General features: G+C 66.1%; 37 protein-coding genes. 24 read left to right on the forward strand and 13 right to left on the reverse strand.

The window, feature by feature from the left end:
- From METFAM1_RS20815 to METFAM1_RS0107855, 13 genes are all read right to left on the reverse strand, one after another.
- Entirely contained in the window at positions 1 to 192 is a 192-nt protein-coding gene (locus METFAM1_RS20815) for a hypothetical protein (protein WP_157256680.1), read from the reverse strand.
- Positions 193 to 217: 25 nt separating this feature from the next.
- On the reverse strand, positions 218 to 832 hold the full coding sequence (locus tag METFAM1_RS0107800) for a hypothetical protein (protein ID WP_024300561.1): 615 nt from the start codon (positions 830 to 832) through the stop codon (positions 218 to 220).
- A 59-nt stretch (positions 833 to 891) separates the two neighbouring features.
- Positions 892 to 1,227 carry a hypothetical protein gene (locus METFAM1_RS0107805; protein WP_019919050.1) on the reverse strand — a complete coding sequence of 112 codons (336 nt, stop codon included), beginning with the start codon at positions 1,225 to 1,227 and terminating at the stop codon, positions 892 to 894.
- Positions 1,227 to 1,511 carry a Mor transcription activator family protein gene (locus tag METFAM1_RS0107810; RefSeq protein WP_019919051.1) on the reverse strand — a complete coding sequence of 95 codons (285 nt, stop codon included), beginning with the start codon at positions 1,509 to 1,511 and terminating at the stop codon, positions 1,227 to 1,229. Before METFAM1_RS0107810 ends, METFAM1_RS0107805 begins: the two co-directional genes overlap by 1 nt.
- A gap of 2 nt (positions 1,512 to 1,513) precedes the next feature.
- Entirely contained in the window at positions 1,514 to 3,526 is a 2,013-nt protein-coding gene (locus tag METFAM1_RS0107815) for a phage terminase large subunit family protein (RefSeq protein ID WP_019919052.1), read from the reverse strand.
- The gene (locus tag METFAM1_RS0107820; protein ID WP_024300562.1) at positions 3,526 to 4,902 is read right to left on the reverse strand and encodes a radical SAM protein; all 1,377 of its coding nucleotides are present in this window, start codon (positions 4,900 to 4,902) and stop codon (positions 3,526 to 3,528) included. The genes METFAM1_RS0107815 and METFAM1_RS0107820 overlap by 1 nt, the downstream gene beginning before the upstream one ends.
- 70 nt (positions 4,903 to 4,972) lie before the next feature.
- On the reverse strand, positions 4,973 to 6,232 hold the full coding sequence (locus METFAM1_RS0107825) for a DNA-methyltransferase (protein WP_019919053.1): 1,260 nt from the start codon (positions 6,230 to 6,232) through the stop codon (positions 4,973 to 4,975).
- The gene (locus tag METFAM1_RS0107830; protein ID WP_019919054.1) at positions 6,232 to 6,936 is read right to left on the reverse strand and encodes a ParB/Srx family N-terminal domain-containing protein; all 705 of its coding nucleotides are present in this window, start codon (positions 6,934 to 6,936) and stop codon (positions 6,232 to 6,234) included. The genes METFAM1_RS0107825 and METFAM1_RS0107830 overlap by 1 nt, the downstream gene beginning before the upstream one ends.
- Positions 6,933 to 7,520, reverse strand: a complete 588-nt coding sequence (locus METFAM1_RS0107835) for a hypothetical protein (RefSeq protein WP_037249095.1) — start codon at positions 7,518 to 7,520, stop codon at positions 6,933 to 6,935. The genes METFAM1_RS0107830 and METFAM1_RS0107835 overlap by 4 nt, the downstream gene beginning before the upstream one ends.
- Positions 7,521 to 7,826: 306 nt before the next feature.
- Entirely contained in the window at positions 7,827 to 10,226 is a 2,400-nt protein-coding gene (locus METFAM1_RS0107840; protein WP_019919056.1) for a DUF5906 domain-containing protein, read from the reverse strand.
- Positions 10,227 to 10,476: 250 nt separating this feature from the next.
- A complete protein-coding gene (locus METFAM1_RS0107845) occupies positions 10,477 to 11,364 on the reverse strand; it encodes a hypothetical protein (protein WP_019919057.1) in 888 nt (295 codons plus the stop codon).
- The gene (locus METFAM1_RS0107850) at positions 11,361 to 11,738 is read right to left on the reverse strand and encodes a hypothetical protein (protein WP_198291418.1); all 378 of its coding nucleotides are present in this window, start codon (positions 11,736 to 11,738) and stop codon (positions 11,361 to 11,363) included. Before METFAM1_RS0107850 ends, METFAM1_RS0107845 begins: the two co-directional genes overlap by 4 nt.
- A gap of 260 nt (positions 11,739 to 11,998) precedes the next feature.
- Positions 11,999 to 12,280, reverse strand: a complete 282-nt coding sequence (locus METFAM1_RS0107855; protein ID WP_019919059.1) for a helix-turn-helix domain-containing protein — start codon at positions 12,278 to 12,280, stop codon at positions 11,999 to 12,001.
- On the opposite strand from METFAM1_RS0107855, the gene METFAM1_RS20150 reads away from it, so the two are divergent.
- The 24 genes from METFAM1_RS20150 (at position 12,279) to METFAM1_RS20355 (ending at position 24,093) form a co-directional block, all read left to right on the forward strand.
- Complete coding sequence (locus METFAM1_RS20150; RefSeq protein ID WP_019919060.1) at positions 12,279 to 12,806, forward strand: hypothetical protein; 528 nt, start codon at positions 12,279 to 12,281, stop codon at positions 12,804 to 12,806. The genes METFAM1_RS0107855 and METFAM1_RS20150 overlap by 2 nt on opposite strands.
- 93 nt (positions 12,807 to 12,899) lie before the next feature.
- Positions 12,900 to 13,433 (forward strand): zinc ribbon domain-containing protein, encoded by a 534-nt coding sequence (locus tag METFAM1_RS21015; RefSeq protein WP_019919061.1) that lies wholly within the window; start codon positions 12,900 to 12,902, stop codon positions 13,431 to 13,433.
- Between the two features lie 182 nt (positions 13,434 to 13,615).
- Positions 13,616 to 14,134: a hypothetical protein gene (locus METFAM1_RS0107870; RefSeq protein WP_019919062.1), complete on the forward strand. Its 519-nt coding sequence runs from the start codon at positions 13,616 to 13,618 to the stop codon at positions 14,132 to 14,134.
- Positions 14,135 to 14,155: 21 nt separating this feature from the next.
- Positions 14,156 to 14,353 carry a hypothetical protein gene (locus METFAM1_RS0107875; RefSeq protein ID WP_019919063.1) on the forward strand — a complete coding sequence of 66 codons (198 nt, stop codon included), beginning with the start codon at positions 14,156 to 14,158 and terminating at the stop codon, positions 14,351 to 14,353.
- An 11-nt stretch (positions 14,354 to 14,364) separates the two neighbouring features.
- A complete protein-coding gene (locus METFAM1_RS0107880; RefSeq protein ID WP_019919064.1) occupies positions 14,365 to 14,646 on the forward strand; it encodes a hypothetical protein in 282 nt (93 codons plus the stop codon).
- Positions 14,643 to 15,068, forward strand: a complete 426-nt coding sequence (locus METFAM1_RS0107885) for a hypothetical protein (protein ID WP_019919065.1) — start codon at positions 14,643 to 14,645, stop codon at positions 15,066 to 15,068. The genes METFAM1_RS0107880 and METFAM1_RS0107885 overlap by 4 nt, the downstream gene beginning before the upstream one ends.
- The gene (locus METFAM1_RS0107890) at positions 15,062 to 15,283 is read left to right on the forward strand and encodes a hypothetical protein (protein ID WP_019919066.1); all 222 of its coding nucleotides are present in this window, start codon (positions 15,062 to 15,064) and stop codon (positions 15,281 to 15,283) included. Before METFAM1_RS0107885 ends, METFAM1_RS0107890 begins: the two co-directional genes overlap by 7 nt.
- Positions 15,280 to 15,555: a hypothetical protein gene (locus METFAM1_RS0107895; protein ID WP_019919067.1), complete on the forward strand. Its 276-nt coding sequence runs from the start codon at positions 15,280 to 15,282 to the stop codon at positions 15,553 to 15,555. The genes METFAM1_RS0107890 and METFAM1_RS0107895 overlap by 4 nt, the downstream gene beginning before the upstream one ends.
- Entirely contained in the window at positions 15,543 to 15,737 is a 195-nt protein-coding gene (locus METFAM1_RS0107900) for a hypothetical protein (protein WP_019919068.1), read from the forward strand. Before METFAM1_RS0107895 ends, METFAM1_RS0107900 begins: the two co-directional genes overlap by 13 nt.
- A gap of 7 nt (positions 15,738 to 15,744) precedes the next feature.
- A complete protein-coding gene (locus tag METFAM1_RS0107905; protein WP_019919069.1) occupies positions 15,745 to 15,954 on the forward strand; it encodes a hypothetical protein in 210 nt (69 codons plus the stop codon).
- A 241-nt stretch (positions 15,955 to 16,195) separates the two neighbouring features.
- Entirely contained in the window at positions 16,196 to 16,582 is a 387-nt protein-coding gene (locus METFAM1_RS0107910) for a primase-helicase family protein (protein ID WP_019919070.1), read from the forward strand.
- Positions 16,583 to 16,632: 50 nt separating this feature from the next.
- Positions 16,633 to 16,980, forward strand: coding sequence for a YfdP family phage-associated protein (locus METFAM1_RS0107915; protein WP_019919071.1), 348 nt, complete (start codon positions 16,633 to 16,635; stop codon positions 16,978 to 16,980).
- Between the two features lie 35 nt (positions 16,981 to 17,015).
- On the forward strand, positions 17,016 to 17,858 hold the full coding sequence (locus METFAM1_RS0107920) for a DUF2303 family protein (RefSeq protein WP_029644324.1): 843 nt from the start codon (positions 17,016 to 17,018) through the stop codon (positions 17,856 to 17,858).
- Positions 17,858 to 18,154: a hypothetical protein gene (locus METFAM1_RS0107925; protein ID WP_019919073.1), complete on the forward strand. Its 297-nt coding sequence runs from the start codon at positions 17,858 to 17,860 to the stop codon at positions 18,152 to 18,154. The genes METFAM1_RS0107920 and METFAM1_RS0107925 overlap by 1 nt, the downstream gene beginning before the upstream one ends.
- Entirely contained in the window at positions 18,151 to 18,546 is a 396-nt protein-coding gene (locus METFAM1_RS0107930) for a hypothetical protein (protein ID WP_019919074.1), read from the forward strand. Before METFAM1_RS0107925 ends, METFAM1_RS0107930 begins: the two co-directional genes overlap by 4 nt.
- Before the next feature lie 2 nt (positions 18,547 to 18,548).
- Positions 18,549 to 18,947: a hypothetical protein gene (locus tag METFAM1_RS0107935; protein WP_019919075.1), complete on the forward strand. Its 399-nt coding sequence runs from the start codon at positions 18,549 to 18,551 to the stop codon at positions 18,945 to 18,947.
- Entirely contained in the window at positions 18,944 to 19,153 is a 210-nt protein-coding gene (locus METFAM1_RS0107940; protein WP_019919076.1) for a hypothetical protein, read from the forward strand. The genes METFAM1_RS0107935 and METFAM1_RS0107940 overlap by 4 nt, the downstream gene beginning before the upstream one ends.
- A complete protein-coding gene (locus METFAM1_RS0107945; RefSeq protein ID WP_019919077.1) occupies positions 19,150 to 19,587 on the forward strand; it encodes a hypothetical protein in 438 nt (145 codons plus the stop codon). Before METFAM1_RS0107940 ends, METFAM1_RS0107945 begins: the two co-directional genes overlap by 4 nt.
- Complete coding sequence (locus METFAM1_RS0107950; protein ID WP_019919078.1) at positions 19,584 to 20,357, forward strand: N-6 DNA methylase; 774 nt, start codon at positions 19,584 to 19,586, stop codon at positions 20,355 to 20,357. Before METFAM1_RS0107945 ends, METFAM1_RS0107950 begins: the two co-directional genes overlap by 4 nt.
- Positions 20,354 to 20,704: a hypothetical protein gene (locus tag METFAM1_RS21020; RefSeq protein ID WP_029644327.1), complete on the forward strand. Its 351-nt coding sequence runs from the start codon at positions 20,354 to 20,356 to the stop codon at positions 20,702 to 20,704. The genes METFAM1_RS0107950 and METFAM1_RS21020 overlap by 4 nt, the downstream gene beginning before the upstream one ends.
- Positions 20,701 to 21,213, forward strand: a complete 513-nt coding sequence (locus tag METFAM1_RS20155; RefSeq protein WP_019919080.1) for a dATP/dGTP diphosphohydrolase domain-containing protein — start codon at positions 20,701 to 20,703, stop codon at positions 21,211 to 21,213. The genes METFAM1_RS21020 and METFAM1_RS20155 overlap by 4 nt, the downstream gene beginning before the upstream one ends.
- Positions 21,210 to 21,455: a hypothetical protein gene (locus tag METFAM1_RS0107965; RefSeq protein ID WP_019919081.1), complete on the forward strand. Its 246-nt coding sequence runs from the start codon at positions 21,210 to 21,212 to the stop codon at positions 21,453 to 21,455. Before METFAM1_RS20155 ends, METFAM1_RS0107965 begins: the two co-directional genes overlap by 4 nt.
- Positions 21,452 to 23,263 carry a DNA cytosine methyltransferase gene (locus METFAM1_RS0107970; protein WP_019919082.1) on the forward strand — a complete coding sequence of 604 codons (1,812 nt, stop codon included), beginning with the start codon at positions 21,452 to 21,454 and terminating at the stop codon, positions 23,261 to 23,263. The genes METFAM1_RS0107965 and METFAM1_RS0107970 overlap by 4 nt, the downstream gene beginning before the upstream one ends.
- Positions 23,260 to 24,093 carry a hypothetical protein gene (locus tag METFAM1_RS20355; protein WP_019919083.1) on the forward strand — a complete coding sequence of 278 codons (834 nt, stop codon included), beginning with the start codon at positions 23,260 to 23,262 and terminating at the stop codon, positions 24,091 to 24,093. The genes METFAM1_RS0107970 and METFAM1_RS20355 overlap by 4 nt, the downstream gene beginning before the upstream one ends.
- Positions 24,094 to 24,215 lie beyond the last annotated feature (122 nt).

The raw sequence follows: 24,215 nt of genomic DNA on the forward strand, positions 1-24,215 counted from the left end.
TCAATCGAAGAACGGCGCGTAGCCTTTCAGTTCGGGGCACCAGTTGCACTTCTCGCAGCGGTGCTTCCCGTTTGGGCACAGACACAGCCGGTCGCGCCCGCAATTGGGACAACCCGTCTCGCCATTGTCGTACTCGCCCAGCGTCCACTGGTCCCGCTGGCGGTCTTCTTCATCGTCGGAATCTCTGTTCATATCCTCACCCAGATCGATACAGCGTTCAAAACGGCAGGTAGTGCTCCCCGAACCGCTCTTCGAAGAGTGCCATGCCCTCGTCACAGCGCGCATCGGCGCCGGGCGTCGGAATGCCTTTGGCGCGCATGCCCAACCTGAGATCGAACATGGCGTCCAGCAGGCGTTCGCACTCCACCTTGTCCGCGGCGCGGAGTCGATTCGCCCAGTACTGCGGGTCGTTGGTGTCGCGGCATGTCAGATCCGTTTCGGTCTGTGGCTCAGCCTCGAAGGCGTTGAACACTGGATACGCGTGTGCCGCCTCCTCCTTTTCGGGGTCGATGTAGCGTGGAGGCAGGCGGTAGCTCACGTCCCACGGCCGGACACCGTCGTCGATGCTGGCGCCGTTCAGGATGTTGTTGTCCGGGTCGTGCAGGACAGCGCTGACGGTGACATCCAGGCAGCCGGCCTGATGGAACCATCCGGCGACCTCCTCCGGCGTCAGTGCGCCTTCAGCGCAGTGCAGATACAGGTGGGCCGTGAAGTAGCTGTCCTCGCTGCCCTTCGCGTGAATCTCCGTGATCGCCGCACACTCGCCGAGCGCGCCACGACCAGGGCACAAGCCGCTGTTCATTCGAAGGTTGATCTCTTTCAGGATGTTCATCACTTCCCCTTCTCGATCTCGCGCACGTAGTGCGCGGAGTACTTCTGCGAATTGAGTGTTCACCGCTCCTGCTCATTCCACAGTCGTTTCATCTCGGCGTTCAGCGCGCGGTCCTGGCGGCAGTCCTCCGACGTGCGCCCGGCGCAGTCCACCGCTGGCGCTTTGTGACCGCAATCCCAGCACATGTAGTAGCACGGCCCTTCGAGCGGCGTGGCGCCGGCCTTCGTCGCCCGCGCCCATTCGCCCACCAACTGCGGCACGGTCTCGTCACCACGCCTTCTAATGGCGATTGGCATCTGCGGCTTCATGTTGTAGCTGCCGCACTTAGGGCACGGCTCCATGGGCTGTCCGTACACCCACTCAGCGCGCTTCGCTGGGTCATTCATCATGTCCATCACTTCCCCTTCGCGATCTTCCGCACGTAGCGCGCGGATAGGTTGTGTTCACGTCCCAGTTCGTTGGCATTTCGGCCGTTGAAGCGGCGCCGGATGTCGGCGTCGCGCGCGGACGTGTCCTGCCGTCGCCGGATGTAGGTCAGTTCGCTGCCGCCGGCACGGAAGCGCAGCCGGTGTTCGAGGCCTTTCCACACTTCGACGGTGACGTCGTCAGGCACGCTCAGGCGGCGGTGCTGGGCGGCGAGTTCTTCACGGATGACGTCGAGGAGTTCTTCGCGGGCCATGGTCAGCCGATCATCGATATGGGTGAGAAAAGGTCGCTGTCGTCGTTGCGCGGGCGCGACTGCGGCATGGGCGCCGGCATCGGTACCGGGTCGCGGCGACCGTCGAGCGAGGGCGCGGGCTCATCCTGCTCATCGCGTGCGCGGGCGGCGGCGATGCGCTCGCTGGCGGCCTGGACGGCGCCGGGGCTGGACAGCGCGCGCAGTTCGCGCTCGCGCCGGTCCCAGTCGTCGCGGTTGTGCCGATGCAGGCGCAGTTCCGGGTGCAGGGCGGCGGCATAGGAGTAGGTGTAGGTGTCCAGCGGCTCATTGCGCACGCCGGTCTTCTTCTCGAACCGGTTCTTCTTCGGGTTGTAGACCTCGGACACAAGGCCCTTGAAGTAGAAGTCGTCCAGATCCTCGCTCAGGTGCACGAGGCGATCGGCGATCTGCTTGTCGTGGTCGGTCGAAAGGCGCGCGTACAGCTGGTGCTTGATGGCGACCGTGCCGACCTGGTAGATGAGCAGGCCGCGACGGTCTGACTTGCCGCTGCGCTTCGTGTCTTCGAGCCTTCCCTTGCCGAGCGCAGGCGCGTTGTTCTGCGGCGACCCGAAAATGCACATGGGACGGGTAATGCGACCGCTACGGACGAAATCCTTCACCGATTCCGTGCGGTGGCCACCGGCGTCGATGGCGGTGGCGAGCACCTGCAGCGTGCCGCCCCATTCGTGTTCGATAGGTCGGCTGAGCAGTTCGACAAGACTGTCCCACACCTCGCCGGCCTCGGGGTCGCCCGGCAGTTCGACGTAGTCAAGGGTCCATGAGGCCATGCTTCGGCCCCAGCCGGTGATGTGAACGGCAAGCCGGCTGTCCTGGGTGTCCACGCCTGCGGTGACTGCGAGCACGCCGGCCGGGGCGTGGCGAAGCTTGTAAGGCTCTGTCCGGTCCTTGATGAGGCTGACTTTCGCCTTTCGCATGGACGGGTCTTCGTACGGCTCCGCCAGGCGGTCATTGGTGAAGGTTTTGGTCTTCTCCGGGTCGCCCTGGGCTTCGAGCCAGTCCTGGGCCATCTGTGCCCAGCTGGGGCCAAGGTCCGGCTGGTAGTACAGACAGTTGATGTGGTAGCTGCGCATTTCCGCGTCGGGGTTCGCAGCGACCCAGCGGCCGAACGCGATCATCTGGCGCTTGTGGTGCTCTTCGATGATGCAGCCGTTCTCGCGGCAGACGTACCAGGCGCGCTTGCCGCCTTCGGACCACTGCAGGCCCTTCCATTCCAGGTGCTGCATTTCGCCGCAGTGCGGGCACGGCACGTGATAGCGCCGCTGGTCACCCTTCAGGAACAGTTCGTGGATGCGGCTCACGCCCAGCAGTTCGGGCGTGCTGATGTACAGGCGCTTGTAGTTCAGCGGATAGGCCGAGGTGCGGCCTTCCAGCATCTTCATCGGGTCGCCGCCGCCGACCAGATTGCGGGCGAACTCGTCGACCTCGTCGACGATGAGCCGGAAAACGGTCGAGGACTTCAGGCGCTGCGGACTGCCGGCGTGCTCAATGTTCAGTTGCCCGCCGAGAAAGTCCTTGAACTCGCGGGTGTTCGAGGCGTCGCGGCTGGACAGGCTGACGAGGGTGTTGCGCACCGCTTCGCAGGCTTCCAGCATGGGGTTCAACTTCTGGTTGATCCACTTGCGCATCGACACTTCGCCGGGCAGCGCGTACATGATCGGGCCCGGGTCGTGCTCCATGCAGTAGCCGACGACGTTGGTGCCGACGGCGGACTTCCCGAACTGGATCGGGAACATGAGCGCGACATCTTTCACCGGGCTGCGGGCGCTCATGCAGTCCATGGGCTCGCGCAGCGGCGGGTTGTTGTCGGTGACCCACCGGCCGGCCTTCGCACCGCTCTTCGTGGTGAGGTGGATCTTCGCGTCGGACCACTGGCTGACGGTCAGGTTTTCCCGCGGGGCGATGGCATTCGCGGCGATGCGCTGAAGCAGCGCGCGCACGTCGGCATAGCCCTCGCGTGTGACGGGTGCGGTCTGCATCAGGCCTGCGGCGGGGCAGCCTCAGCTGCCCCGCTTTCTGCTAGGTGCCGCGGTACTTCGGCGAGTACGGGGCGCTGCGCTTGCGGACCATCTGGCCCTTGCGCGTGCTGTACTTGCCGCTGCTCTTCTGTCGAGCAGAGTGGTTCTCGGCCATCGCACTTCCTTTCCAGTGGGTGGTTGAGGAAGGTCACGTCGGAATGGCCCACTTCCCATTCCGCGAACCCGTCTTTCGACACTGCCATGAGGGGCACGCCGTCGAGGTCGGCGGCGTGCGCGTCGTCGTACAGCACGCGGGCGAAGCAGGCGTGCCGGAACCGCGTCGGGAATTCGTCGAAGCGCCAGATGAAGGCGTTCGCTTCCGCCTGGCTGTGCGCCCGCGTGTCCTCGCCGGCATTGCGAACGCTGCGCCCGAAGCCGTTCAGAAACTCTTTCCAGATGGCGCGCGGGCGCTTCAGGCCGATATCGGCCCAGGCGTTGAACTCCGCCAGATCGATGGCGAGCGGCTGGCCACCGGCAGCGAGGTCACAGTCGCGCACCAGCGCATCGACCGTCGGCGACCACGGGTAGCCGAGGCGGTCGAACCATTCGTCCCAGAAGCCCAGCTTGTTCGAGACGCCGCCGGAGAACAGGTTGAAGCCCATGGCCTCGATGCGATCGAGCGCGGCAGCGTAGTCCTTCGCGTCGGGTGCGACCTTCTTCGACGCGTAGTCGATCAGGTCTGAATGCTTGGCCCTCGCCTTCTCAGACATGGCGCTGATCTGCCAGCGCGACAGGTGCATGGCCTGGTGCCACACGTGCGTGACGCCCCAGCCGGCCAGCTGCTCGAAGCAGGCGTCGACGTCGCCCCACCACTTGGGCACGAAGGGGTTGAGCCCGATCACCACCATGTGGCCGGCCTCGCGCAGCCGGCGGATGAACTGCATGCGCTGCGCGTGCGGCGGCGCGCCCGGCTCATGCCGCTGACGCACCATTTCGTCGTCGGTGGTGAGCGACACATAGACCATGGTCGGGGCCTGATCGATGATGCGCTGCTCCTCTTCCGGCACGCCGCCGCGGGTCTGGTAAGCGAAGCGCACGCCCAGCGGCGACAGCGCCTCGACGATGCAGCGGTGAATCGCCGCGTTGCTCTTCGCACACGGGTCGCTGTCGTTGCTCATCAGGATCGGGTGACCCATCTTCAGCAGTTCGAACTCCATGGCCGTGGAGCCGGTGTCGAACCACTTCAGCACGCGCGCGATGTCGTTCGGCTCCGACACGCGATCGGGCTTGTTCAGGTTCGCGAAGCAGTAGGCGCAGCCGTGCGTGCACCAGTTGCCGCCGAAGTGCAGCAGGGCGGGGGAGATAAGGTATTCGCCGGTGTAGATGCGAAGGCTCATGTGCAGGACTCCAGCGGCAGGCCGACGGTGACGCCGCAAAGGCGGCAGTTCTGAATACAGTTGGGCATGGTTAAGCACCACCCTCAGCAAAAAGGTCGAACTGTTTGAGTCTTTCGTCCGCGCTCTGCGTTTGCGAAATGGATGAGCGCTTCGCGTGGCTCTTCGCCAGTTCGGCCTCGATGCGCGCCTCTGCGATCGCCACGTACTCAGCCTCGCGGTCAATGCCTATAAATCGATAGCCCTCGCGCACTGCGGCTTTGCCGGTGCTGCCCGATCCCATGAACGGGTCCAGCACCACCCCACCTGGCGGCGTCACCAACCTGCACAGATAGGCCATCAGATCGGTCGGCTTCACGGTCGGGTGATGGTTGCCATTGCGGGCCGGCCAATCTGCTTCCTCGCACTCTCGCATCGTGGAGTTGGTGCTGACCGCAGGCGCTTCTCCGCATGGCAGTCCATCGTTTCTGTCGCGCCGGCTCGCCTTGGCGCAGTAGAAGAACCGTGCCGTGCTCCCGAATCCTTTGTCATCCGGGAAGATGCACACCACTTCCGGGCTGCCGTCGTGGATCAGGTTCGCGGGCCAGCGCCCGGAGTCGTGGTGGCTGTCGGTGCGGGCACGGCTCCATTCGCCATATACCGCCCCGTTCCTGTTGCTGGACAATCCGACTACGCTCGCGCACCGCTCGGCGTGATCTGAGCCGCTTGCCACCCTGCACGCGTCAATGTTCAGCGCCCCTGTGCCATGCGCCAGCACGTTGTCCGCTACCGTTCCGCGGAATGGCTTGCGCGCCACGGTAATCGGCTCTATCGCGGGCTTAAGCGCGGTGCCCCAGCCTTGCCACTGACGGGCGGATTGGGTGGCGGGAGCGAATTGCATGACAGTCTTCTGTGCAACCTCAACGTCTTGCGAGCCAAGCCGATTGTTCGAGCACAAGCCAAAGTCTCTCGCCCTATACCTGGACACAACCTCGGTACGCTCAATCCCCGCCTCCTTGTCGATCGCCTTACTCACGTCGAGCGATTTCGGAAACCCCGAGCCGTACACCCAAGCGATCATGTCGCGGATCTCGAACCCGGCATCCTCAATCCGCACCGCCATCCTGTGTTGCGTCCGTGTGCCGGCGAACGCCAGCAGATAGCCGCCCGGCTTCAGCACGCGCAGACACTCAGCCCAGATGTCGGAGCCCGGAACGTCGTAGTCCCAGCGCTTCCCCATGAAGCTCAGACCATATGGGGGGTCGGTGACGATCGCATCCACGCTCTCATCCGGCAATGTGGCGAGTACTTCGAGGCAGTCGCCCAAGTGGCAGCGGCTGGGGCAATCGTTCATCAGATGCCCCTCATCAGCACGTCGGCGTCCGACATGTCGTGTTCGTCCTTGAAGGCCTGTAGGCGGTCGTACTGGGCGCGGTTGAGGCTGATCATGACCGGGTAGACGGTGGGCTTCTTCTGCGGCGGCTTGGCGGCGGTAGCCGCGCCCGTGGTGGCTGCTCCGGCGCTGGTCGGGACCGGCGCGCTGTCGTCGTCGCGCTGGTGGGCGGCGTTCGCGTCGACGGTGCGTTCGTCTTCGTCCAGCGCGCTGAGGGCGTCGTCGAAATCGAGGCCCAGGTGATCGAAGTCGAAATCGTCCAGGTCGCTCTGCTCGCTCAATGCGTCCAGTTCGCTGCGCAGGACTTCGGCGTCCCAGTCGCCGCCTTCGGCGAGGCGGTTGTCCGCGATGACATAGGCACGGAACTGGGATTCGGTCCAGCCGGTGACGTCGAGCACGGGCACGGTGCCGGACGGGAAGGGCTCGGCGCCCTGCTCCCGGCCCGGCGCGGGGTAGAGCAGCCCGCCGCGGGCGTAGATCGATTCGACGGCCTTCAGGCTGCCGTGCCCCTTGGCGATGGTGCCGTTGCGCACGACGATCGCGCCGACGAAGCCCAGCGCTTCGAAGGTGCGGGCCAGCTGCTGGATCTGCTCCGGCGGGTGGCGTTTGGCGTTGCCGGCGTAGGGGCGCAGATCGACCACCGGGCGCAGTTCGGGCGCGTTCATTGCGGGGTTCCCTTCTTCGGTTTGAGGGTGTCAGAGGTTTCGCGCAGCACGCCTTCGACGAATTCGTCGATCAGGGCCTTGCAGGCGCTCGGCTCGCTGACCGGTGCGACGAGCGGGGCCAGCGTGGTGCCCATGCCTTCGAGTCGGCGGCGCAGTGCGGTGACCAGGTCAGCGGCAGCCGCTTCGATGTCGGCCACGGGGGCGAGCTTGCCGATGAGGCGTTCGTACTCGACCTTGGCGGTCATCGCCTTGTAGCGCTCGTTGATGGCCTTGGCCTTCTGGAAGCCGTGGTCGCTCGATGCGGCCGCGACGTTCGCCGCTCGCTCATCGTCATCACCGTGGTCCGACTGGGTGCGCGGTCCGACTTCCTGGCCCCGCGCGGCCGCATGGCGGGCCGCTACGCCGCCGCGTGAAGGGTCGCGGGTGCTGTCGATCAGCGCGAGCGATTCCGCGACCTTCACGGCCTTGGCGTCGTCGGTGAGCACCAGGCGGCCGGCCTTGCGCAGTTCGGTGATGTAGGACGGCCTGACGCCGAGATGGCGGGCGAACTCGGCGAACCCCATTTCCGGCTTCGCTTGGCTCATCGCTCTTCACCTTTCACCACTACCCACACCTTTGTGCAGGGTGTGTAGGGTGATGTGTAGGGTACGAGGCGGGCGGAAACCCGCATGGATGCTGGAATGTGCAGGGTGTGCAGGGTGTGCAGGGTCGCGTGTACACGAGAAATCGATTTTTCTCGGGAATGAGGGCGGCGGCGCGGTGCGCTCTCGCGTGTACACGCGCGCGGAGTCCCTGCACACCCTGCACAATGGCGCCGGCAAGCCGTTTTCCGGCGATTCGTACCCTGCACACTGCCCTGCACAGGCCCTGCACACCCTGCACATTTAAGGTCAGAATCCGGCACGGCTCAGTCCTTGCTTGTAGTCGTTCAGGGCGTTGCGGAAGGCATCGATGCACTCGGAGAAGAACACCTGCTGACTGCTGCCCGGCGGCTCCTCGTCGACACCGGGCGGGAAGATGAAGGTGCTCTGCTTCGTGGTTGCACCGACCATGTGCCGCTTGCGCTTGTGGCCGCACCGGTGCTTCTTCACCAGCGCATCGATGAGCTTGTTGAGCGGCGCGCCACGGCCGATGCCGTTGCGATGGCACCAGGCGACATAGAGCTGATAGACGTCCTCCGACAGCGCCGGCATGAGGCCAACGCCGCCGATCTCGCCTGCCGTCCAGTGCATCAGGAAGCGGCTGGTCGAGTCGCGTGACAGGTCGATCAGTTCAGCCTTCGCCTCGGTCATCGGCGGCAGCGTGTGGGCGGCGAAATCGCCCATGGGCAGGTTCAGCAGGTGGTCGTGCAGCGCGGCAATGCCGCCCGCTTGTATCTCGGCCTTCACGGCGGAATAGAAGTCGGGGCCCAGCTTCACCGGCGTCCAGATGACCGCGTGCCGCCGGTCGTCCTCTTCGAGCACGACGGGCATGCGTTCGTTGGAGAGGAAAACCATGTTGACGTGGTTCGCCTCCCAGTACGCCTTAACGTTCTTGGGGTTGATGCGGATCTGGTCGTTCGTGATGAACGACTTCAGCTTGTTCTTGATGTGGAACATTTCAGACCGCGCGACCACTTCGTCGGCGATCAGGAAGAGCTTGCGCGAGGCCCAGTCGTTGTACTTGTCCTCAATGGCCGACTGGTCGACCACCCAGCCGTATCGCCCGTAGATGGCCATCACGGCTTCGAAGAACATGTTCTTGCCGGTGCCCTGTGGCCCGTGGATGACCACCGTGGTTTTCATCTTCGCACCCGGGTGCTGGATCGGGTAGGCGATCCAGCGCAGCACCCATTGGTATAGCTCTTCGGCCTTCGGGTCGGCCTGGCACATGTAGTGCAGCAGATCGAGCAGGTTTTCGCACTTGCCGGCCTTAGGCACGGTCGGCCAGCCGGACCACAGGTTGCACTTGATCGCCGGGTCCTCTTCGCCCGGATCAAATCCGACCTCTTCCACTCGCACGATCTTGCGCGACGGATGCTCTTGCCATCGCCGCGAGAACTCGCGCCGCGTGCAGAGATCGCGCATGTCGGACAGCGTGACCAGGATGTGTTCGTGATGGTCGAACACCGATCCGCCATGGCCGTAGACGAGCGAGAAGCGATCGAGCAGCGTTTCGACGCTCTCGACCGGCCGCAGATCGGCGGTCGTCGCCCCGCCCCCCCGAGTGTCCGAGTCCCGCGCGGCGGCGGGCGCGGCCCAGTTGAACCGCCTGATCGCGTCCTCGACCTGCGAACGCACCGTGGTGAGGCCGCAGGCAGCGTGCAGGTCGTTGAAGTCGGTGATCTTCGTGCCGCGCTCGCAGAACTGCTCCCAGCGCGGCATGTCATCGGGGAATTCGGGCTTGATCCACTTGCCTTCGACGGTCAGCGCGGCAGTGGCAGCGTCGCGGCAGCCTGTGTTCTCCTTTCGATGCGGCTTGCCACAGGCCGGGCACAGGTCATCCAGCCGGCCGGTCTTGACCGGCGCCTTGCAGCCCTGGCACTTACCGAAAGCGTCGTCGTCCGCACAGATCAGGATGTTGATGCCGGGGTAGCGCTTGCGCAGCACACGCGCCACCGGAAGCAGATTGCCGGCGTCGAAGGTCACTGCAACCGGCAGGCCGGTCGCTTCGTGCAGGGTGGCGGCCGTCGCGTAGCCTTCAGCGAGGAGCACGCACCAGGTCGGCACGCCGCCCAGCAGGTGGAACTTCCCGATCTTGTCCAGGCCGTAGGGCCAGTACTCCTTGTCGCGTTCCGTCCGTGCGATGCGCTTGGCGTGCTTCGCGCGGGTGAGGATGAACTGCAGCCCCCACACGCGCCCGCTCGCGTCCATCATCGGCACGGCCATCGCGCCCGAGGGCGTGAATTTCACGCCGTGCGCCTTGACGCCCTTGCGCTCCAGGTAGTCGCATTCGCCCGTGGTGGTGAGCTTGCGCCACACGCGGTCCGCCTGCTCCGCCGCCCGGTTCGCCTCCGCCCTGCGTTCCTGCTCCGCGCGCTTCTGGTCGTCCTTCAGCCGCTGGCGCAGCGCGGCCTGCTGCTCATCGGTGAGGGCGTTGCGCTCGAGCGTGACCTTCTGCGCTCCCTTGTCGTTGCCGCGCCAGATCCCGAACGACCCGACGACGACCAAGTCGCCGCCGTCCAGCATCAGTTCGTGCAGGACGTACCAGCCCCGCTTCTCGCGCTCCCCTTCGACCTTGCAGCGGACCGGCTTCCCCGTGACCTTCAGGTACGGGACGATCAGCCCCGCGGCGCGGAGCTGTGACAGCACGGAATCGTGATTCGACAACCCCATTTCAGTAACTTTCACCCCCACTGACTACAGGGCTTGAGGGGTTCGCATTACCCTGTTCAGGGGCTTTGGGGAAGGACCCGTCACCGGTGCCCGATGCCCCCGCGCGGGGCGTGACTGAAATCGAATGCGTCGCGCAGCGCAGCGCTGTCCTATGACTCGGGGAGGCGGGGCGGGACGGGTGGTGTACAGGGGCGCGAAGGCCCGAGGTGTGCATCATGTGAGGGCCTTATCGCAGGTAGCGCAGGAAGTCGCGGCCTAGGCGCGTGGGCAGGTCCATATCGCGGGCGACCGCGAGGATGTCCACGCGCTGGCGATAGCGCGTCGAGGGCACGAACTTGAAGATGCAGCGCAGGGTGCTGCCATGGATGCCCGTGCGGGCGTAGATGCCGGGGGGCAGGTGCTGCATGCGGCCGGACTTCCATGTGCGTGCGCCGGTGAACTCGCCACGCCCGCGGCTGATGAAGTACTCGACGCCGGCAATGGTCTTGACCTTCCGCGCCTGACGGGAAGCGACATCGGAGTACTCGACAACGCCCTTCCCCGCCCTGCGCTTGCGCGTGCGCTCGGACGCATTGGCGCGATAGCCCTGCTCCCCGAACGCCTGGAAATAGCTGATCAGCTGCACGATCAGGCCCGGGCTCACGTTGCCGTATCCGTTGAGCCTCACCCCACCACCGGGCACTGCATGCCAGCCAGGCGGCAGCACACCGATGCGACGCAGCGCGCGCTCGAACCCGGTGAATGCGGGCTCGCCCCCGGTGAACTGGTGCCCGATGGTGTCGAACGGTTCGAGGCCCTGCTTGTTCGGGTCCTCGTTCAGATAGACGTGCGCCTCGATGCGGCCGCTGGGCGCCGGGGAAGGCAGACCCATGATGCGGTACGTATCAGCCTGCAGCGCCGCACGTGCGCCCGCCTTGTCGACCACAAAGGCGCGCAGCGTGTAGGGCGTGGGCCGGTCGAAGCTGCTGGCCATCGTGGCCTGAAGCTGCTTGCGGTAGCCAAAGGCGTTGTCGTTCAGCGCGCGCGCGGCGGCTGCCGGCACGCGATCGCGCTGCATCTGAGTGAGGAAGCGGTCCAGTTCGCCCAGGTCGAACGACACTTCGCCACGGATCACGCCACTCGCCTCGCGGTCTGAAGTCGCTGCAGCGTCGCAATCGCGGTCGCCAGTTGCGCGCTGGTCGTCTCGATCACCGATGTGATGCGGTCGACTTCCTCCTCGCGAGTGACCGGGCGCACTTCGTAGCCCACATCAGCCCCGATGAACTGGAATGCAGCGTGAAAGCCAGCATCACGGGCAGCGCGCAGGATGAAGAGCACCTGCGACAGATCGAGCTTTTCCGAACGGCCGGCGTTGAGACAGTCCTGCAGCAGTCGCGCTGCGGCGTCGGGCGTCTTGTCGGGCCAGAGCATCGGACCGACTTTCTTCGGCCCGCCAATCGCCCGGACAGCCTCGCGCAAGGCGTCTTCCGGGCCTTCGAAGAACGGCATTTCAGTCTGCATTCCGACGCCTTCCGAAAATGTCGGAACGTGTCGGAAGGACGCGCTCCGGGCAAAAAAATAGACTGGTCGCCATGGACATCACCGCAATCAAACAGGAACGCAGCACCCGCCCCGATACGACCGGGACGGGCACCGCGCAGCGCATGACCGCTTGGGGAATACCGCCCGAAGGCGGCGGCGAGGAGGACGGGTTTGCGAACGCCGTACCGGGAAAGAGGAACGCACAACACGCGGAGCAGCGCGGCACTTCAGGCTACCTTTTCGGTGCAGGTGTCGGACTGGCTCGCGCCGTTGGTGGAACGCGAACCGCGCAGGAAAGCCCAGTAATCGAGCTTGTCGGGGCGCAGTTCTTCGCACGTCACCGCGCCGGCCGTGGCCTTTTCGATGTCGGCGCAGCGGTCGGTCGGCACGCGGCGAATGCCGCGCACCCACTGGTGGACGGCGGCGGGCGTAACGGACAGGCTGGCTGCCAAGCGGGCCTGTCCACCCACCGCATCGCAGGCGCGCTGAATCGGGGAAATCGTTTCCATGGCTGAAACGATAGCATCGCTATTGCACAGCAAGCAAGCCATGCTTTCGATTCAGCACGATAGCGTTGCTTTCATGGGCACGACATCCAAAGACAAGACCGACGCTGAACGGCTCGAACAACGCCTGGCCGGGTTCGACCGGGGGCAGCGCGCGGCTTTCGCGCGCGATCACGCGATCCCGGGTGGCGTCGCGGCGATGTATCAGCACGCGAAGGGCATCCGCCCGATCAGCGTTGATGCGGCTATCGCCTACGCGAAGGCCTTCCGCTGCGGAATTGAGGACATCAGCCCTTCCGTTGCCGCGAAGGCGCTAGAAGTCGCCGCGCTGATCTCAAACGGCGCACCACTGGTGCACATCCGTCAGCCCGATCCGTCGTACGCATCATGGCCGTTCGAGCACGTGGCCGAAGTCGCGTACCGCGCCCTCACTCCGGAGGGGCAGCTATGGGCGCAGTCGAAGCTGGACGAGGGAATCCGACAGGCCCGCGAAAAATTCGGGGCGGCGTCCTCAAAAATGAAGGCGTGAAAAAGCAGCCGTGCCGGGTGTATCAGTTCCCAGCAAAGCCGCTTCCCAAATAGAATAGTGCTTTGGTATAGACCGCAAGGATAGTCCATCCGGATGGCACTGATCAAATGTCACGAATGCAGGAAGTCCATCAGCACCGAGGCGACTACCTGCCCTCACTGCGGCGCGCCAGCAAAGGCCCCCGCCCCTGCTTACGCCGCGCCGCCCCCGGCCTCGAAGCTTCTGGCTGGCATACGGGCCAAGGCTGAGAGGGAGCGCGAACAGCGCTACAACCGGCGACTGATCGTTGTCGCTGTCATTGTGGGCGCGGCGTTCCTCGCCGTGCATTACGCCACGCGTCGGGAACCACCACCCCGCGAATCCGCTGAACGGTACGGCGCCCTCACCAGCGCGTTCAATGCCGACATCACCCGCGCCCTCGCTGCGGCGGATGTCCGGGGGTGCGGTATGTACCACTGGCAGGCTGTGCTCAACAGACGCGGCGAGTTTCGCGTGTTTTGCACAGCTCACGGTGAGCGACACACCCGTTACCGGGTGCTCCCCGGGTCGGGCCGTGTAGGGCCTGATCACTCGACCATGGATATCGCCACGCTGCACGCGCTCTATCCGCACACGCGGATACGCTGACGCCGCACCACACCACCCGACGACCCACCTGATCTAGCCGCCAGCGCGACGCATGGACGCGGTCACACGCCTTCGCCATAAAAAATAGCGTTGCTATTGCTATTCCAAAAAAGCACTGCTATCGTTGTTTCAACGCAGCACCCGCTGCGGCCGGCCACCCACCAGACAACGAGGAGCAAGCGATGGAAAAGCAGATCAAAACACTCGTCAAAGAAGCCAAGTGCGCCCAGCAGTTGCTGGATCTGACGTGCCGCTTTGCCGGCATGACCCGCAACGTGCCGGACGAAGTCCTGAAGCACCAGGCCGAGGTCGCCCAAAGCTGCCGGCGCGGAGCAGTGTCCGCGCTGGAGCTTTCCCAGATCCTGGAATCGATCGCGTCGAAAGCCGATGCCGTCATCGCCGAATCGAACGCCAACAAGGCACCGCCCCCCGACCAGCCCGGCAAGGTCCACGTGACCCTCAGCACCGGCCGCACGGTGGTGCTCACCTGCGTCAGCGATACCGAATGGTCGTTGGAACTGCCTTCGAACAATGCGCTGACCGAGAGCGAGACAGTCGAGCTGGGCAGCAAGCTGGCGCAACTGCATCGGGGCCGCTGCAGCACCTGCAGCTGCGGCGACACGTTCCCCACCGTGTCGACCGTCTCCGTCGACATCACGCTCACCGAGGCCGACGGCCCCGGCGACCGGGCCACCCACTGACCCGCACCGGACCGCGCCGCCATGGACACGGGCAGCGTCACCAACATGGAAATGCGCCAGGCATTCCGCGACAGCGGTCTGTGGCGCCAGGGCTGGACATTCGAGCGCGCGCAGCAGTGCGGCCTCGTCTGGCAGTGCCTGACCATGATGGTGCGGGCCCGACACAAGCAGGCCGCGCGCTCCGGACAGACGGTCACCGTACAGATCGAACTGATTTAGGAGGCTGGGGAATGGATATCGCACTGCGGCTGATCATGCGCCGCCTCGACGACCAGTTGCTGGAGCACCTGCGGGCGCACAGCGCAGAGCAGGCGGCGCGCATCGACGAACTGGAGGCGCAGGTCGAGCGCCTGCAAAACGAGGCGATTGACGCCGACAGCCGGGCCGACATGTGGCACGACCTCGTCAATCGCCTGCAGGGCGACATGGACCCGCCGGCGCACGTTGGCATCACCACCGACGGCAGCATCGTGCTGCTGCCCCCGGAACCGGCGGCGCAGGTGACGGCATGAGCACCAGCACACGCACCCCGCCGCGCAACCGTGCGGACAACCTGCGCCAGGCACGCAGCGTCATCAGCGAGCGGCCCGGCATCACCACCCGCCAGTTGGCCAAGGTCATCAACCTCACGCCGCAGGCGACGCTGTCACTGTGTGTCGAACTCGCTGCATCGAAGGCCGTGTGCAGCACGACAGACCGCAACGAGCGCCGCACCAGCGGCTACGACACCACGCGCTGGCGCGCCATCGACGCGCGCCGCATCGCGGCCAGTGGCGGCGGCTACCCCTTCATTCCGTTGAGCTACCCGCGCGCAACGATTGTGCCGGTGCGGGCTGGCGGCCGGATGGCACCCGACGTGCGCACCGATGCCGCCGTATCCATGGGGCGCCTGTCGCCCAGCGACTACTACCAGAGGGAGGGCGCACCGTGCTGAAGACACTGCGCGCAGCGCTGCTGCGATACACGATCACCCGTCAGACCGCACGACGCGAGCAGGCACAACGCGAAGTCCGCCACTACCGCGACCTTGAGCGCGACGCGAAGGCCAAGCGCGCCGACGCACAGAGCCGGATCGACGACGCGGAACGCGAACTGGCGGGCATCGAGCGCCGCCGCACCGTGGCCCGACTGGCGAGGGCGACCGTATGAACGCCGTGCTCTTCGAACCGCTGAACTTCAACCTCTTTCAGGTGCTGGTGCTGCTGCTGGTCGCAGCTGCGATCGGCTGGGTGATCGGCGCCGCATGGGCCGGCGACCGCCGCGACGAAACAAACCTGCACTTCCAAGGCCGCGACCTGCAGGACGAGGCGCGCCGCGGCCTGATCGAGCGCAGGCGGCAGCCGCGCCCGCCTCACACGCGGCAGACGAACGTAGCCCGCCGGTCGATGGCGCAGGAACCGAACCGGGAATGGCTGCGATGAACGCCGGCATGGATCGCGACCGCTACCGCGCCGCGCTGCTCACCACCGTGGGCGGCGAGCCCTGCACGGATCTGGACGGCGAGCGCCCCGGCGTGTGGCTGCCTGCGTCGGCGTGGCAGGCGATAGCGGACATCGTGATGTCGCAGGGCGCCGTCGACGTGACCGCCGCGCTGAAGAACTGAGGACGCAATGAGCATCGAGCACCTACCCACGCCGTCCGACCTGCTTCCGCTGGACATCCAGATCGCATTGCGCATGGCCGTCGCGAAACGGTTCGACGCGGCCGGAAGCTGGAAGAAACCCACGGCGAACGACGAGCAGCAGTCCAGCGTGGCGCGCATCGACAAGATCGTTGCAGAGGCCCGGAAGCGATACCCGCACGGGTTTCGCACCGACTGAACTGAATCCATGAGAGGGGGCGAGGCGGTGCAGTCAGCCGCTGGTGAAGGCATGACGCGCGGGCAGTACCTGCCAGGGGGAGCCGCGCAACAGAAGGTGAAGGGACCGTCGTTTGCCCTGGTCACCGCCCCCGTTACGAGCGCCGCGCAAGCGGCATGTGCAACAGCGCCGAGAACCCCGCAGCGGCGAGGCCTGCCCTTCCAGGACGGACTGCTGCGGGAAACGAAAGGAATCGAGACCCATGGACATTGAGTTGAGGCGCGGCGAAGCGCTGGTGCTGATAGGCGAGCAAGGCAGTGGAAAGACCACCCTCGCACGACAGATCGCAGAGCGGCACGGAACCTACCTTGAAGTCGACGTGGACGCCTTCGGTGACCCGCTGGGGCTGGACGAGGTGATCAGGTCAGCCCCGCAGACCGTGATTGTCGACGGCTTTCCCGATGACGATCGGGCACTCGAGCGCGTGAAGCAACTCGTAACCGCCCCTCACCTGAAGGTCGGGATGAAGGGCAGCGAGCCGATCACCAAACCGACACCCAACTTCATTTTCTGCACATGTCGGATGGACTTCCTTCTGCCCGATGGCGGACGCCGCTTCCGCGTCGTCACCCTGCCGCGGCCCCACTGATCACCGCGCCACGCAGCCGCGACCCGCTGCGCACCACCCAGGAGTAACCCATGCCCGTACGTCCCTTCAACGACGCGCTGCGCAAGATCCGGCGCGGCGGCCTCGCCGATGAATTGAGCGAGGAATTGAACCGGCTCACCAAGGCCTGCACCGAAACCGGCCGCGCCGGCGAACTGGTGATGAAACTGAAGCTGAAGCCCGGCAAGGGCGGCCACATCGAAGTTTTCGACGACGTGACCGTGCGCATGCCGAAGCCCGAGCGCGGCGTCTCGATCTTCTTCGCCACGCCTGACGGAAACCTGCAGACGAACGACCCGCGCCAGGGCGAACTGGAAGGCATCCGCAGCGTGGATGCCGAGCCGGAGAAGACCGTGCGCGACGTGCGTGCCGCCGGCTAAGCCCTTCCATCCATCCACTTCACGGAGTCAACTTCATGCAAGCTCAAGATACACCGAGCGGAACCGTGGCAGACGTCGTCGCCTTGGCCGCTACGGTCGGCATGGCGATCAGCGAGCCGAAGCGCGTCAATTCCGGTGACATCCCGTTTGTGGTCATCCCTGACGACCACAGTGTCAAGAATCTCGAAGACACGCTGCTCAACCCCTTGCGCACCCGCGCGACGGTTGCCATCAACGCGGCCGACAGCTTCATCGCCTACATCAACAAGCACAAGACCGACGCGACGTCGCTGTACGGCAGCATGGGCGACAAACCCAGCTTCATCGCCGTAATCGACGACCACGTGCCAGCGGTAGCCGCATGGCGTGAGCACAAGGCGACCTACGCCTGCCCGCTCAGCCCGGAATGGCTCACCTGGACCAACCCGCTGCACAACGCCAAGGTCAAGACCCAGGTCGACTTCGCCCGCTTCATCGAAGACAACCTGCTGGACATCGTCGACCCGAGCGCTGCCGAAGTGCTGGCGGTAAGCCGCACCCTTGAGGCGAAGAAGTCGGTCAGCTTCTCCAGCGGCGTGCGCCTGGACAACGGCGACGTGCAATTCACCTTCAACGAAGAGACGAAGGGCACGGCCGGCAAGGGCACCATCGATATTCCGGAGCGCTTCGGCATCGCCATTCCCGTGTTCGAGGGCGGCGACAAGTACCGGATCGACGCGCGCCTGCGCTACCGCATCAACGACGGCGGCCAGCTTTCCATGTGGTACGAGCTGGAGCGCCCGCACAAGGTGATAGAGCACGCCACCAAGGAAGTCTGGAAGGCGATCGCCGAAGGCACCGGCCTGCCCATCATCAACGGCAACCCGTTCGCATCGTGATGCCGAGCGCGGACACCCTCGCCACGGCCGCGTGGCTTTTCGCCAGCACCTACGCGCTGGTGTTCGCGCTCGGGCTGCAGAGCCTGAACGTCAACGGCGGCCACTACGCCGCCGCCTCCATCACTTCCTTCTGCATCGGCGCCAGCAACCTGGTGCTGTTCAAGCTCGCGCCGGATGCCGGAGGAATCCAGATCGTCGCGTACCTCGCTGGCGGCCCGCTGGGCATCGTCAGCGCGATGCGCGCGCACCCGTACATCGTGCGGCTCTACGGCCGCCAGAAAGGCACGGCATCGTGAGCAACGAACACAAGCCGGAGAGCATGGCGTATCGCCGCCTGAAGTATGGCTTCTTCAACGGCGGCTTCCTGCTCGCCCTCTATCACGCCATCGCGAACGGCAGCCAGTGGGCCGAGAACATCAGCGTCTTCTACTGCATGGCGGTGAGCCTGCTGACGCTCGTTGTGCTGCACAAGGACATTCATTCCGCATCCGTGGAGGCAGTCCGCGGAAGAGGGATGCCATGCCCGAAGTGGATGAACGCTGCCATCGACATGACGGCAATCGTCGCGATGGCGTCCGCAGGCTGGTACTGGTGTGCCGCTCTGTATCTGGTGCACTTCCTGCTGCTGAAGAGCGTGTCCGACGCGGCGGAGAAGCCGGGCCCCGAAACCGCTGCGGGCGAGGCCTGATCATGGCTTACCCACTGAGCCCCGCCCTGACCGCCGCGCGCGCTCGCCTGCAGAGCGGCGAGCACCTGACCGCCCGCGACGTGTGGGAATCTGACGCGCGCATCTGCCGATCGGCTGCGCACCTCACGCTGACGCGCTGGCACGCCCAAGGCCTCACCCATATCGCGGAGTGGCGGCGCTACAGCAGCAACGGCATGCCGGCGCCGGTCTATGCCTGGGGAGAGGGCAAGGACGCGCCGCGGCCGAGGCCGATCACCAAGGCGGAATGCACGCGCCGCTGGCGCGCGGCTCACCCCGACCTGTTCGCCGCCCAGTTGAACCGGATGAAGGCGCGCCGGCTGGCTGCACGCCCGCCGCGCCTTGAGCCGCTGATGGCGGCGCTACTGGGGGCACGAGCATGATCACCGAGACCATCACCTGGATCACTGACGGCAGCCTGCCGGATGCCGACACTACGGTGCTGATCGAGACCGAGGTGTCGGGCGGAACCGACACCTTCACCGGCTACTTCGACGGGCATGTGTGGTTCGACTGCACCGGCTGGCCCTGCCGTCAAACAGTGATTGCCTGGGCCGACCTCCCGGCCGGTTCGAGGGCAGCACGATGAGAAAGCGCGGCGCCCACATCAAACACGTTGCGGCCTTGCCCGGTCGCGCACGTGACTGCGTGTCGCTTGAAACCGAGCACTACATCGCACTGCAGTTTCTGGGCACCGACAACTTCGGCCGCGACCAGGTCGCCAGCATCGGCGCGGCCGCCTACATGGTGCGCGAGATACCGCGAAGCCGGATCGGGGATGTCGCTCACCGGCACGCAGCGGCCGTGATCCGCACGCTGAACGAAATCATGGACATCGCCGACCGCACCGGCCGGGTCGAGGTGAACACCACCAGAGAGGCAGCCCTGCGCGCCTCATGCCCCATCGTGTTCCGTGCGCTTGAAGGTGCGCGCAACAGCGACATCGCGCGCGCATCGCTTGCCGTGCTGGCAATGCAACGGCGGATGGTGGCGCAGGCTCAGGTCATGGGCGCAAAGTCATGAACGCCGCCACCCACCGCAAAGACCTGATGAAGGCCCTGCGCGCCAACGCGCACCGGCACGACCTGTGGTCCGTCTGGTCCGACTTCGTCGCCATGGCAGCCATCGCCCTGAGCAACACGGTCGACCTGCGCCAGCGCGACGAGCGCGAAGCGGAATACCTGCGCATCGTCGGCCGGTACCGGGCTGACGAAGTCGAGCGCTTCGCGCACGCGTTGGGCGCGCTGCAACTCTGTTTCCACACCGGCGGCCACGACGACGTGCTGGGCAGCGTGTTCATGGAACTGGAGCTGGGCAACAAGTGGGCCGGCCAGTTCTTCACGCCCTACCACCTGTGCCAGGCGATGGCCGCGATGACGCTGCAGGACGCGCGCCAGCGCATCGACCGCGACGGCTTCATCACCGTGCTCGACCCGGCCACCGGCGGCGGCGCCATGCTCATCGCCGCGGCCGAATACCTCGCGCAGCAGGACATCGCCGTGCCGCTGAGCATGCACGCCACCGCGCAAGACATCGACGCCAAGGCCGCCCGCATGACCTACGTGCAGCTGTCGCTGCTGGGCGTGCCTGCCGTGGTCGTCACCGGCAACACCCTGACGCTGGAAGAGCGCGAGCGCTGGTACACGCCGGCGCACGTGATGTTCGGCTGGTCGCAGCGGCTGAGCCGGCGCCATCAGCCCGATGAAGAGCACCCCATACCCATCACCACCGAACCCGAGGCCGCGCGCGAGCCCGTGCAGTTCGGTCTGTTCGAGGAGCAATGCGCAGCATGACCACACCACCGATCACCGACTTCCAGGCTCTCGCCGCTTCAGCGGCCGTGCTCCGCATGTTCCGGGAGAAGCACTTCAACATCTGCACGCTGGATGCTGTCGCGGCAACCATCGGCCGAAAGGAACACCTCGCAGGGCGCGACTACGAAGCCCTGCGCGCGGTGCACTGCATGGATTGGGCCGATATGGGCCCAGACCTCGCGCGCCAGGTGCGTGAGGTCTGCTGCCGCATGCTGGGAATCCCCGACACGCAGCCCGTCGTGACCGAGCCGCATGTCCCGCAGCAGAAGCAAGAGAAGGAAGCGCGCTCAATCCTCTCTCTGCTGTTCAGCCGGAGTGGAGCATGAGCAAAGATTCGATCATCAAGGCGCAGGCGGAAGAGTTGCAGAGCCGCCTGGACCAACTCGGTTTCACGAAACCGACCAATCCCAAGGACGCGATCGGCACCAACAAGCTCCCGCTGCACCTGTGGCCGACCACCGCCACTGCGCTGGGCTGCGTCGCCTTCGCGGAAGGCATGCTGAAGTACGGCCGCACGAACTGGCGCGACGCCGGGGTGCGCGCATCGATCTACGTCGACGCGGCGAAGCGGCACCTCGACGCCTGGTTCGAGGGTGAAGAGGTGGCGCCAGACAGCGGCGTGCCGCACTTGGCCAACGCCCTCGCCTGCATCGCGATCATCGTTGACGCCAAGGCTGCCGGGAAGCTGCACGACGACCGTGCCTACAACGGGTCTGGCTATCGCGCGCTGGTGGAGCAGCTGACACCCATCGTCGCCCAGCTGCGCGAACAGCACGCCGGCAAGACGCCTCGGCACTACACCATCGCCGACGGCGCGCCGGACGGTGCGGCATGAGCCAACTGACCGAACGCCAGATGCACGACCTCGCCGGCCGGCTGACGCGGCTGGCAGCGCTCTCAAGAGAAGCGAACGACGCCAGCACGGCCGAGCACGCCGCGCGCCAACGCCGGAATGCTGCAGACGAGAAATTCGCCGCCGAGTGGGCGGAGACTGTGCGCCAGTACGGCGAGGCGAACGCCCCGGCGTGGATCGAATCGCTGCGCGGGCCGAAACCTAGCATCGAGGTGACGGCATGAACCCCCAGCACCGCCTGCTGTTCGATGACGAACTGATCGTGGATCTGTTCGCCGGTGGTGGCGGCCTGAGCACCGCCTGCGAACAGGCGCTCGGCCGCTCGCCCGACATCGCGATCAACCACAACGACGACGCGCTGAGCATGCACCGCGCGAACCATCCGCAGACCCGGCACTTCGTCGCGGACGTGTTCGAGGTGTGCCCGCGTGGCGCCACGCAGGGCCGGCCGGTCGGTTACCTGCACCTTTCGCCTGACTGCACGCACCACAGCCAGGCGGCCGGCGGCCAGCCGCGTGACGAACGCATCCGCGCGCTGACGTGGATCGGCTGCCGCTGGGGCGGGCAAAAGCGCCCGCGCATCATCACGCTGGAGAACGTGCGGCAGATCCTGAAGTGGGGGCCGTTGGTCGCGAAGCGCGACAAGGCCACCGGCCGCGTGCTGAAGCGCTGCGGCACCGTCGCCGAGCCCGGCGAGCACGTCGCGCGCCGCGACCAGTTTCTGGTGCCGGACCAGAAGCGCGAGGGCACCACATGGCGCGCCTTCGTGCGCAGCCTGCAGGCCATGGGCTACGTGGTGGAGTGGCGCATCCTGTGCGCGGCCGACTACGGCGCCGGCACCACGCGCGAGCGGCTGTTCATGGTCGCCCGCTGCGACGGCAAGCCCATCGTCTGGCCCGAGCCGACGCACTTCAAGAAGCCGGCGCGCGGGCAGAAGCGCTGGGTGTCGGCGGCAGAGTGCATTGACTGGTCGATACCGTGCCCGAGCATCTTCGAACGCGCCAAACCGCTGGCGCCCGCCACGATGCGCCGCATCGCCCGCGGCATACAGCGCTTCGTGCTGGACAGCGCGGACCCCTTCATCGTGCCCATCACCCACCACGGCAGCGACCGCGTGCACGACATCCACGACCCGCTGCGCACGATCACTACGGCGCACCGCGGCGAGTTCGCGGTGTGCGCGCCCTCGCTGGTCCAGGTCGCCCACGGTGAGGGCAAGCCGGGCGGCGTGCAGCGCTGGGGCAGCGGCGTGCGCAGCGCACTCGACCCACTGGGCACCGCTACCGCATCCGGCGGGGGCGGGTATGCCCTCATGGCTGCCAGCCTGGTGCAGACCGGCTACGGCGAGCGCGAGGGCCAGGCGCCGCGCAGCCTCGACATCACCGAACCGCTGGGCACCATCGTCGGCACCGGCAAGCACGCTGCCGCCTGCGCCTACCTGATGCAGGCCAACGGCGGATTCAACGAAACGCCCGGGCACGACCCGCGCCGGCCGGTCAGCACCATCACCAACAGCGGCAGCCAGCAGCAGGTGGTCGCCGCCCACCTCGCCCAGCTGAGCCAGCACTGCGACGGACGCGATGCCGCCGAGCCGCTGCGCACCATCATGGCCGGCGGTGAGCATCACGCCGCCGTCACCTGCACGCTGAGCCCCGAGCACGAAGCCGGCGCGCTGCGCGTGGCCGCGTTCCTGATGCAGTACTACAGCGAAGGCGGACAGTGGGGAGGTATGCGCGACCCCATGAACACCGTCACCACGCGCGACCGCCTCGCGCTGGTCACCGTGGTGCTGAAGGGCACGCCCTACCTGATCGTCGATATCGGCCTGCGCATGCTCACGCCGCGCGAGCTTTACCGCGCCCAGGGCTTCCCGCCCGACTACCAGATCGAGGTCGGCCACGACGGCCGCCGATTCCCCAAATCCGCGCAGGTCCGCATGGTCGGCAACAGCGTCAGCCCGCACCCGGCCGCCGCCCTGATCGCCGCCAACTGCGGCGACCTGCGCATCGAACCGTTGAGGAGAACTGCATGACGAACCCCTGCCAGGGCCACGCCGCGGAGAGCGCGCGGGCCGACTACAAGAAGGAAGCGGAGCGGCTGGCCGATGCAATCGTCCGCGAGGTGGCTGAATTGCCTGACAGAGACAGCCCCGCGGACTGGCCTGCGGCGATGCTGGTCACGTCCGACGAACTGCGCGGCATCGTGCTCGCGCGCATCCAGCGCGGAGCGGTGCCGGAGGGGTGGCATCTGGACGAGTCAGAAGCGGCGCTGCTGCACCACCTCACCAGCCCGGACGATGACCGCGTGCACCCTCCGATCACCTTGCGTGTGGGCAACGTCCGCATGGATGACGGGGTGGTGAAGTTCGGTCTGCTCTGCGAATACACGGACTACCCGGACGAGGGCGCCACTCTGCTTGTTGAAGGACAGCCGACCGTCGCTGCGCCCGCCCCGGCAGAGGTGCCGATGACGCAGGCAGCGACCGACGTGCTGGCCGAGCGCCAGCGCCAGATCAGCGCCGAGGGCTGGACGCCTGATCATGATGACGAGCACGTCTGCGACGAGATTGCGGCAATGGCCTGCTTCTACGCGATGCCGCCGGGCGCCCGAGACTGGGACGCCAGCAGCACCGGCTACGGTGCCAGTTTCGGCGCAGCGATCCTGCCAGAAGGCTGGGAGCCGAAGACAGGTGACCGCCGCCGCGAGTTGATCAAGGCCGGCGCTCTGATCATCGCCGAAATCGAGCGGCTGGATCGCGCCGAGGCGGCATCGAGGAAGACTTCGTGGCTGTGTCCGAACTGCCCAACCCCAGACCTGTGTCTGCGTATTCAAGGCTGCGACAGGGACGAAATAGCACGATGAGCAGCCCTGCGCGAGGAGGTGAAGCCGTGAAACGAACCGGACTCTATGCAGCGGCCATCATCGGCGCGATCGCATCAGGTCACGCGCTGGTATATGGGCCGGCGGAGCGGACCACGGCGCCA

It is taken from the genome of Methyloversatilis discipulorum (assembly GCF_000527135.1).
In the GTDB taxonomy this organism is placed as follows: domain Bacteria; phylum Pseudomonadota; class Gammaproteobacteria; order Burkholderiales; family Rhodocyclaceae; genus Methyloversatilis; species Methyloversatilis discipulorum.

Coding starts and splice junctions, on each gene's coding strand:
- METFAM1_RS20815 (WP_157256680.1), bottom strand. CDS start 192: ATGAACAGAGATTCCGACGATGAAGAAGACCGCCAGCGGGACCAGTGG.
- METFAM1_RS0107800 (WP_024300561.1), bottom strand. CDS start 832: ATGAACATCCTGAAAGAGATCAACCTTCGAATGAACAGCGGCTTGTGC.
- METFAM1_RS0107805 (WP_019919050.1), bottom strand. CDS start 1,227: ATGGACATGATGAATGACCCAGCGAAGCGCGCTGAGTGGGTGTACGGA.
- METFAM1_RS0107810 (WP_019919051.1), bottom strand. CDS start 1,511: ATGGCCCGCGAAGAACTCCTCGACGTCATCCGTGAAGAACTCGCCGCC.
- METFAM1_RS0107815 (WP_019919052.1), bottom strand. CDS start 3,526: ATGCAGACCGCACCCGTCACACGCGAGGGCTATGCCGACGTGCGCGCG.
- METFAM1_RS0107820 (WP_024300562.1), bottom strand. CDS start 4,902: ATGAGCCTTCGCATCTACACCGGCGAATACCTTATCTCCCCCGCCCTG.
- METFAM1_RS0107825 (WP_019919053.1), bottom strand. CDS start 6,232: ATGAACGATTGCCCCAGCCGCTGCCACTTGGGCGACTGCCTCGAAGTA.
- METFAM1_RS0107830 (WP_019919054.1), bottom strand. CDS start 6,936: ATGAACGCGCCCGAACTGCGCCCGGTGGTCGATCTGCGCCCCTACGCC.
- METFAM1_RS0107835 (WP_037249095.1), bottom strand. CDS start 7,520: ATGAGCCAAGCGAAGCCGGAAATGGGGTTCGCCGAGTTCGCCCGCCAT.
- METFAM1_RS0107850 (WP_198291418.1), bottom strand. CDS start 11,738: ATGCCGTTCTTCGAAGGCCCGGAAGACGCCTTGCGCGAGGCTGTCCGG.
- METFAM1_RS20150 (WP_019919060.1), top strand. CDS start 12,279: ATGGCTGAAACGATAGCATCGCTATTGCACAGCAAGCAAGCCATGCTT.
- METFAM1_RS0107855 (WP_019919059.1), bottom strand. CDS start 12,280: ATGGAAACGATTTCCCCGATTCAGCGCGCCTGCGATGCGGTGGGTGGA.
- METFAM1_RS21015 (WP_019919061.1), top strand. CDS start 12,900: ATGGCACTGATCAAATGTCACGAATGCAGGAAGTCCATCAGCACCGAG.
- METFAM1_RS0107870 (WP_019919062.1), top strand. CDS start 13,616: ATGGAAAAGCAGATCAAAACACTCGTCAAAGAAGCCAAGTGCGCCCAG.
- METFAM1_RS0107875 (WP_019919063.1), top strand. CDS start 14,156: ATGGACACGGGCAGCGTCACCAACATGGAAATGCGCCAGGCATTCCGC.
- METFAM1_RS0107880 (WP_019919064.1), top strand. CDS start 14,365: ATGGATATCGCACTGCGGCTGATCATGCGCCGCCTCGACGACCAGTTG.
- METFAM1_RS0107885 (WP_019919065.1), top strand. CDS start 14,643: ATGAGCACCAGCACACGCACCCCGCCGCGCAACCGTGCGGACAACCTG.
- METFAM1_RS0107895 (WP_019919067.1), top strand. CDS start 15,280: ATGAACGCCGTGCTCTTCGAACCGCTGAACTTCAACCTCTTTCAGGTG.
- METFAM1_RS0107900 (WP_019919068.1), top strand. CDS start 15,543: ATGGCTGCGATGAACGCCGGCATGGATCGCGACCGCTACCGCGCCGCG.
- METFAM1_RS0107905 (WP_019919069.1), top strand. CDS start 15,745: ATGAGCATCGAGCACCTACCCACGCCGTCCGACCTGCTTCCGCTGGAC.
- METFAM1_RS0107910 (WP_019919070.1), top strand. CDS start 16,196: ATGGACATTGAGTTGAGGCGCGGCGAAGCGCTGGTGCTGATAGGCGAG.
- METFAM1_RS0107915 (WP_019919071.1), top strand. CDS start 16,633: ATGCCCGTACGTCCCTTCAACGACGCGCTGCGCAAGATCCGGCGCGGC.
- METFAM1_RS0107920 (WP_029644324.1), top strand. CDS start 17,016: ATGCAAGCTCAAGATACACCGAGCGGAACCGTGGCAGACGTCGTCGCC.
- METFAM1_RS0107925 (WP_019919073.1), top strand. CDS start 17,858: ATGCCGAGCGCGGACACCCTCGCCACGGCCGCGTGGCTTTTCGCCAGC.
- METFAM1_RS0107935 (WP_019919075.1), top strand. CDS start 18,549: ATGGCTTACCCACTGAGCCCCGCCCTGACCGCCGCGCGCGCTCGCCTG.
- METFAM1_RS0107940 (WP_019919076.1), top strand. CDS start 18,944: ATGATCACCGAGACCATCACCTGGATCACTGACGGCAGCCTGCCGGAT.
- METFAM1_RS0107945 (WP_019919077.1), top strand. CDS start 19,150: ATGAGAAAGCGCGGCGCCCACATCAAACACGTTGCGGCCTTGCCCGGT.
- METFAM1_RS0107950 (WP_019919078.1), top strand. CDS start 19,584: ATGAACGCCGCCACCCACCGCAAAGACCTGATGAAGGCCCTGCGCGCC.
- METFAM1_RS21020 (WP_029644327.1), top strand. CDS start 20,354: ATGACCACACCACCGATCACCGACTTCCAGGCTCTCGCCGCTTCAGCG.
- METFAM1_RS20155 (WP_019919080.1), top strand. CDS start 20,701: ATGAGCAAAGATTCGATCATCAAGGCGCAGGCGGAAGAGTTGCAGAGC.
- METFAM1_RS0107965 (WP_019919081.1), top strand. CDS start 21,210: ATGAGCCAACTGACCGAACGCCAGATGCACGACCTCGCCGGCCGGCTG.
- METFAM1_RS0107970 (WP_019919082.1), top strand. CDS start 21,452: ATGAACCCCCAGCACCGCCTGCTGTTCGATGACGAACTGATCGTGGAT.
- METFAM1_RS20355 (WP_019919083.1), top strand. CDS start 23,260: ATGACGAACCCCTGCCAGGGCCACGCCGCGGAGAGCGCGCGGGCCGAC.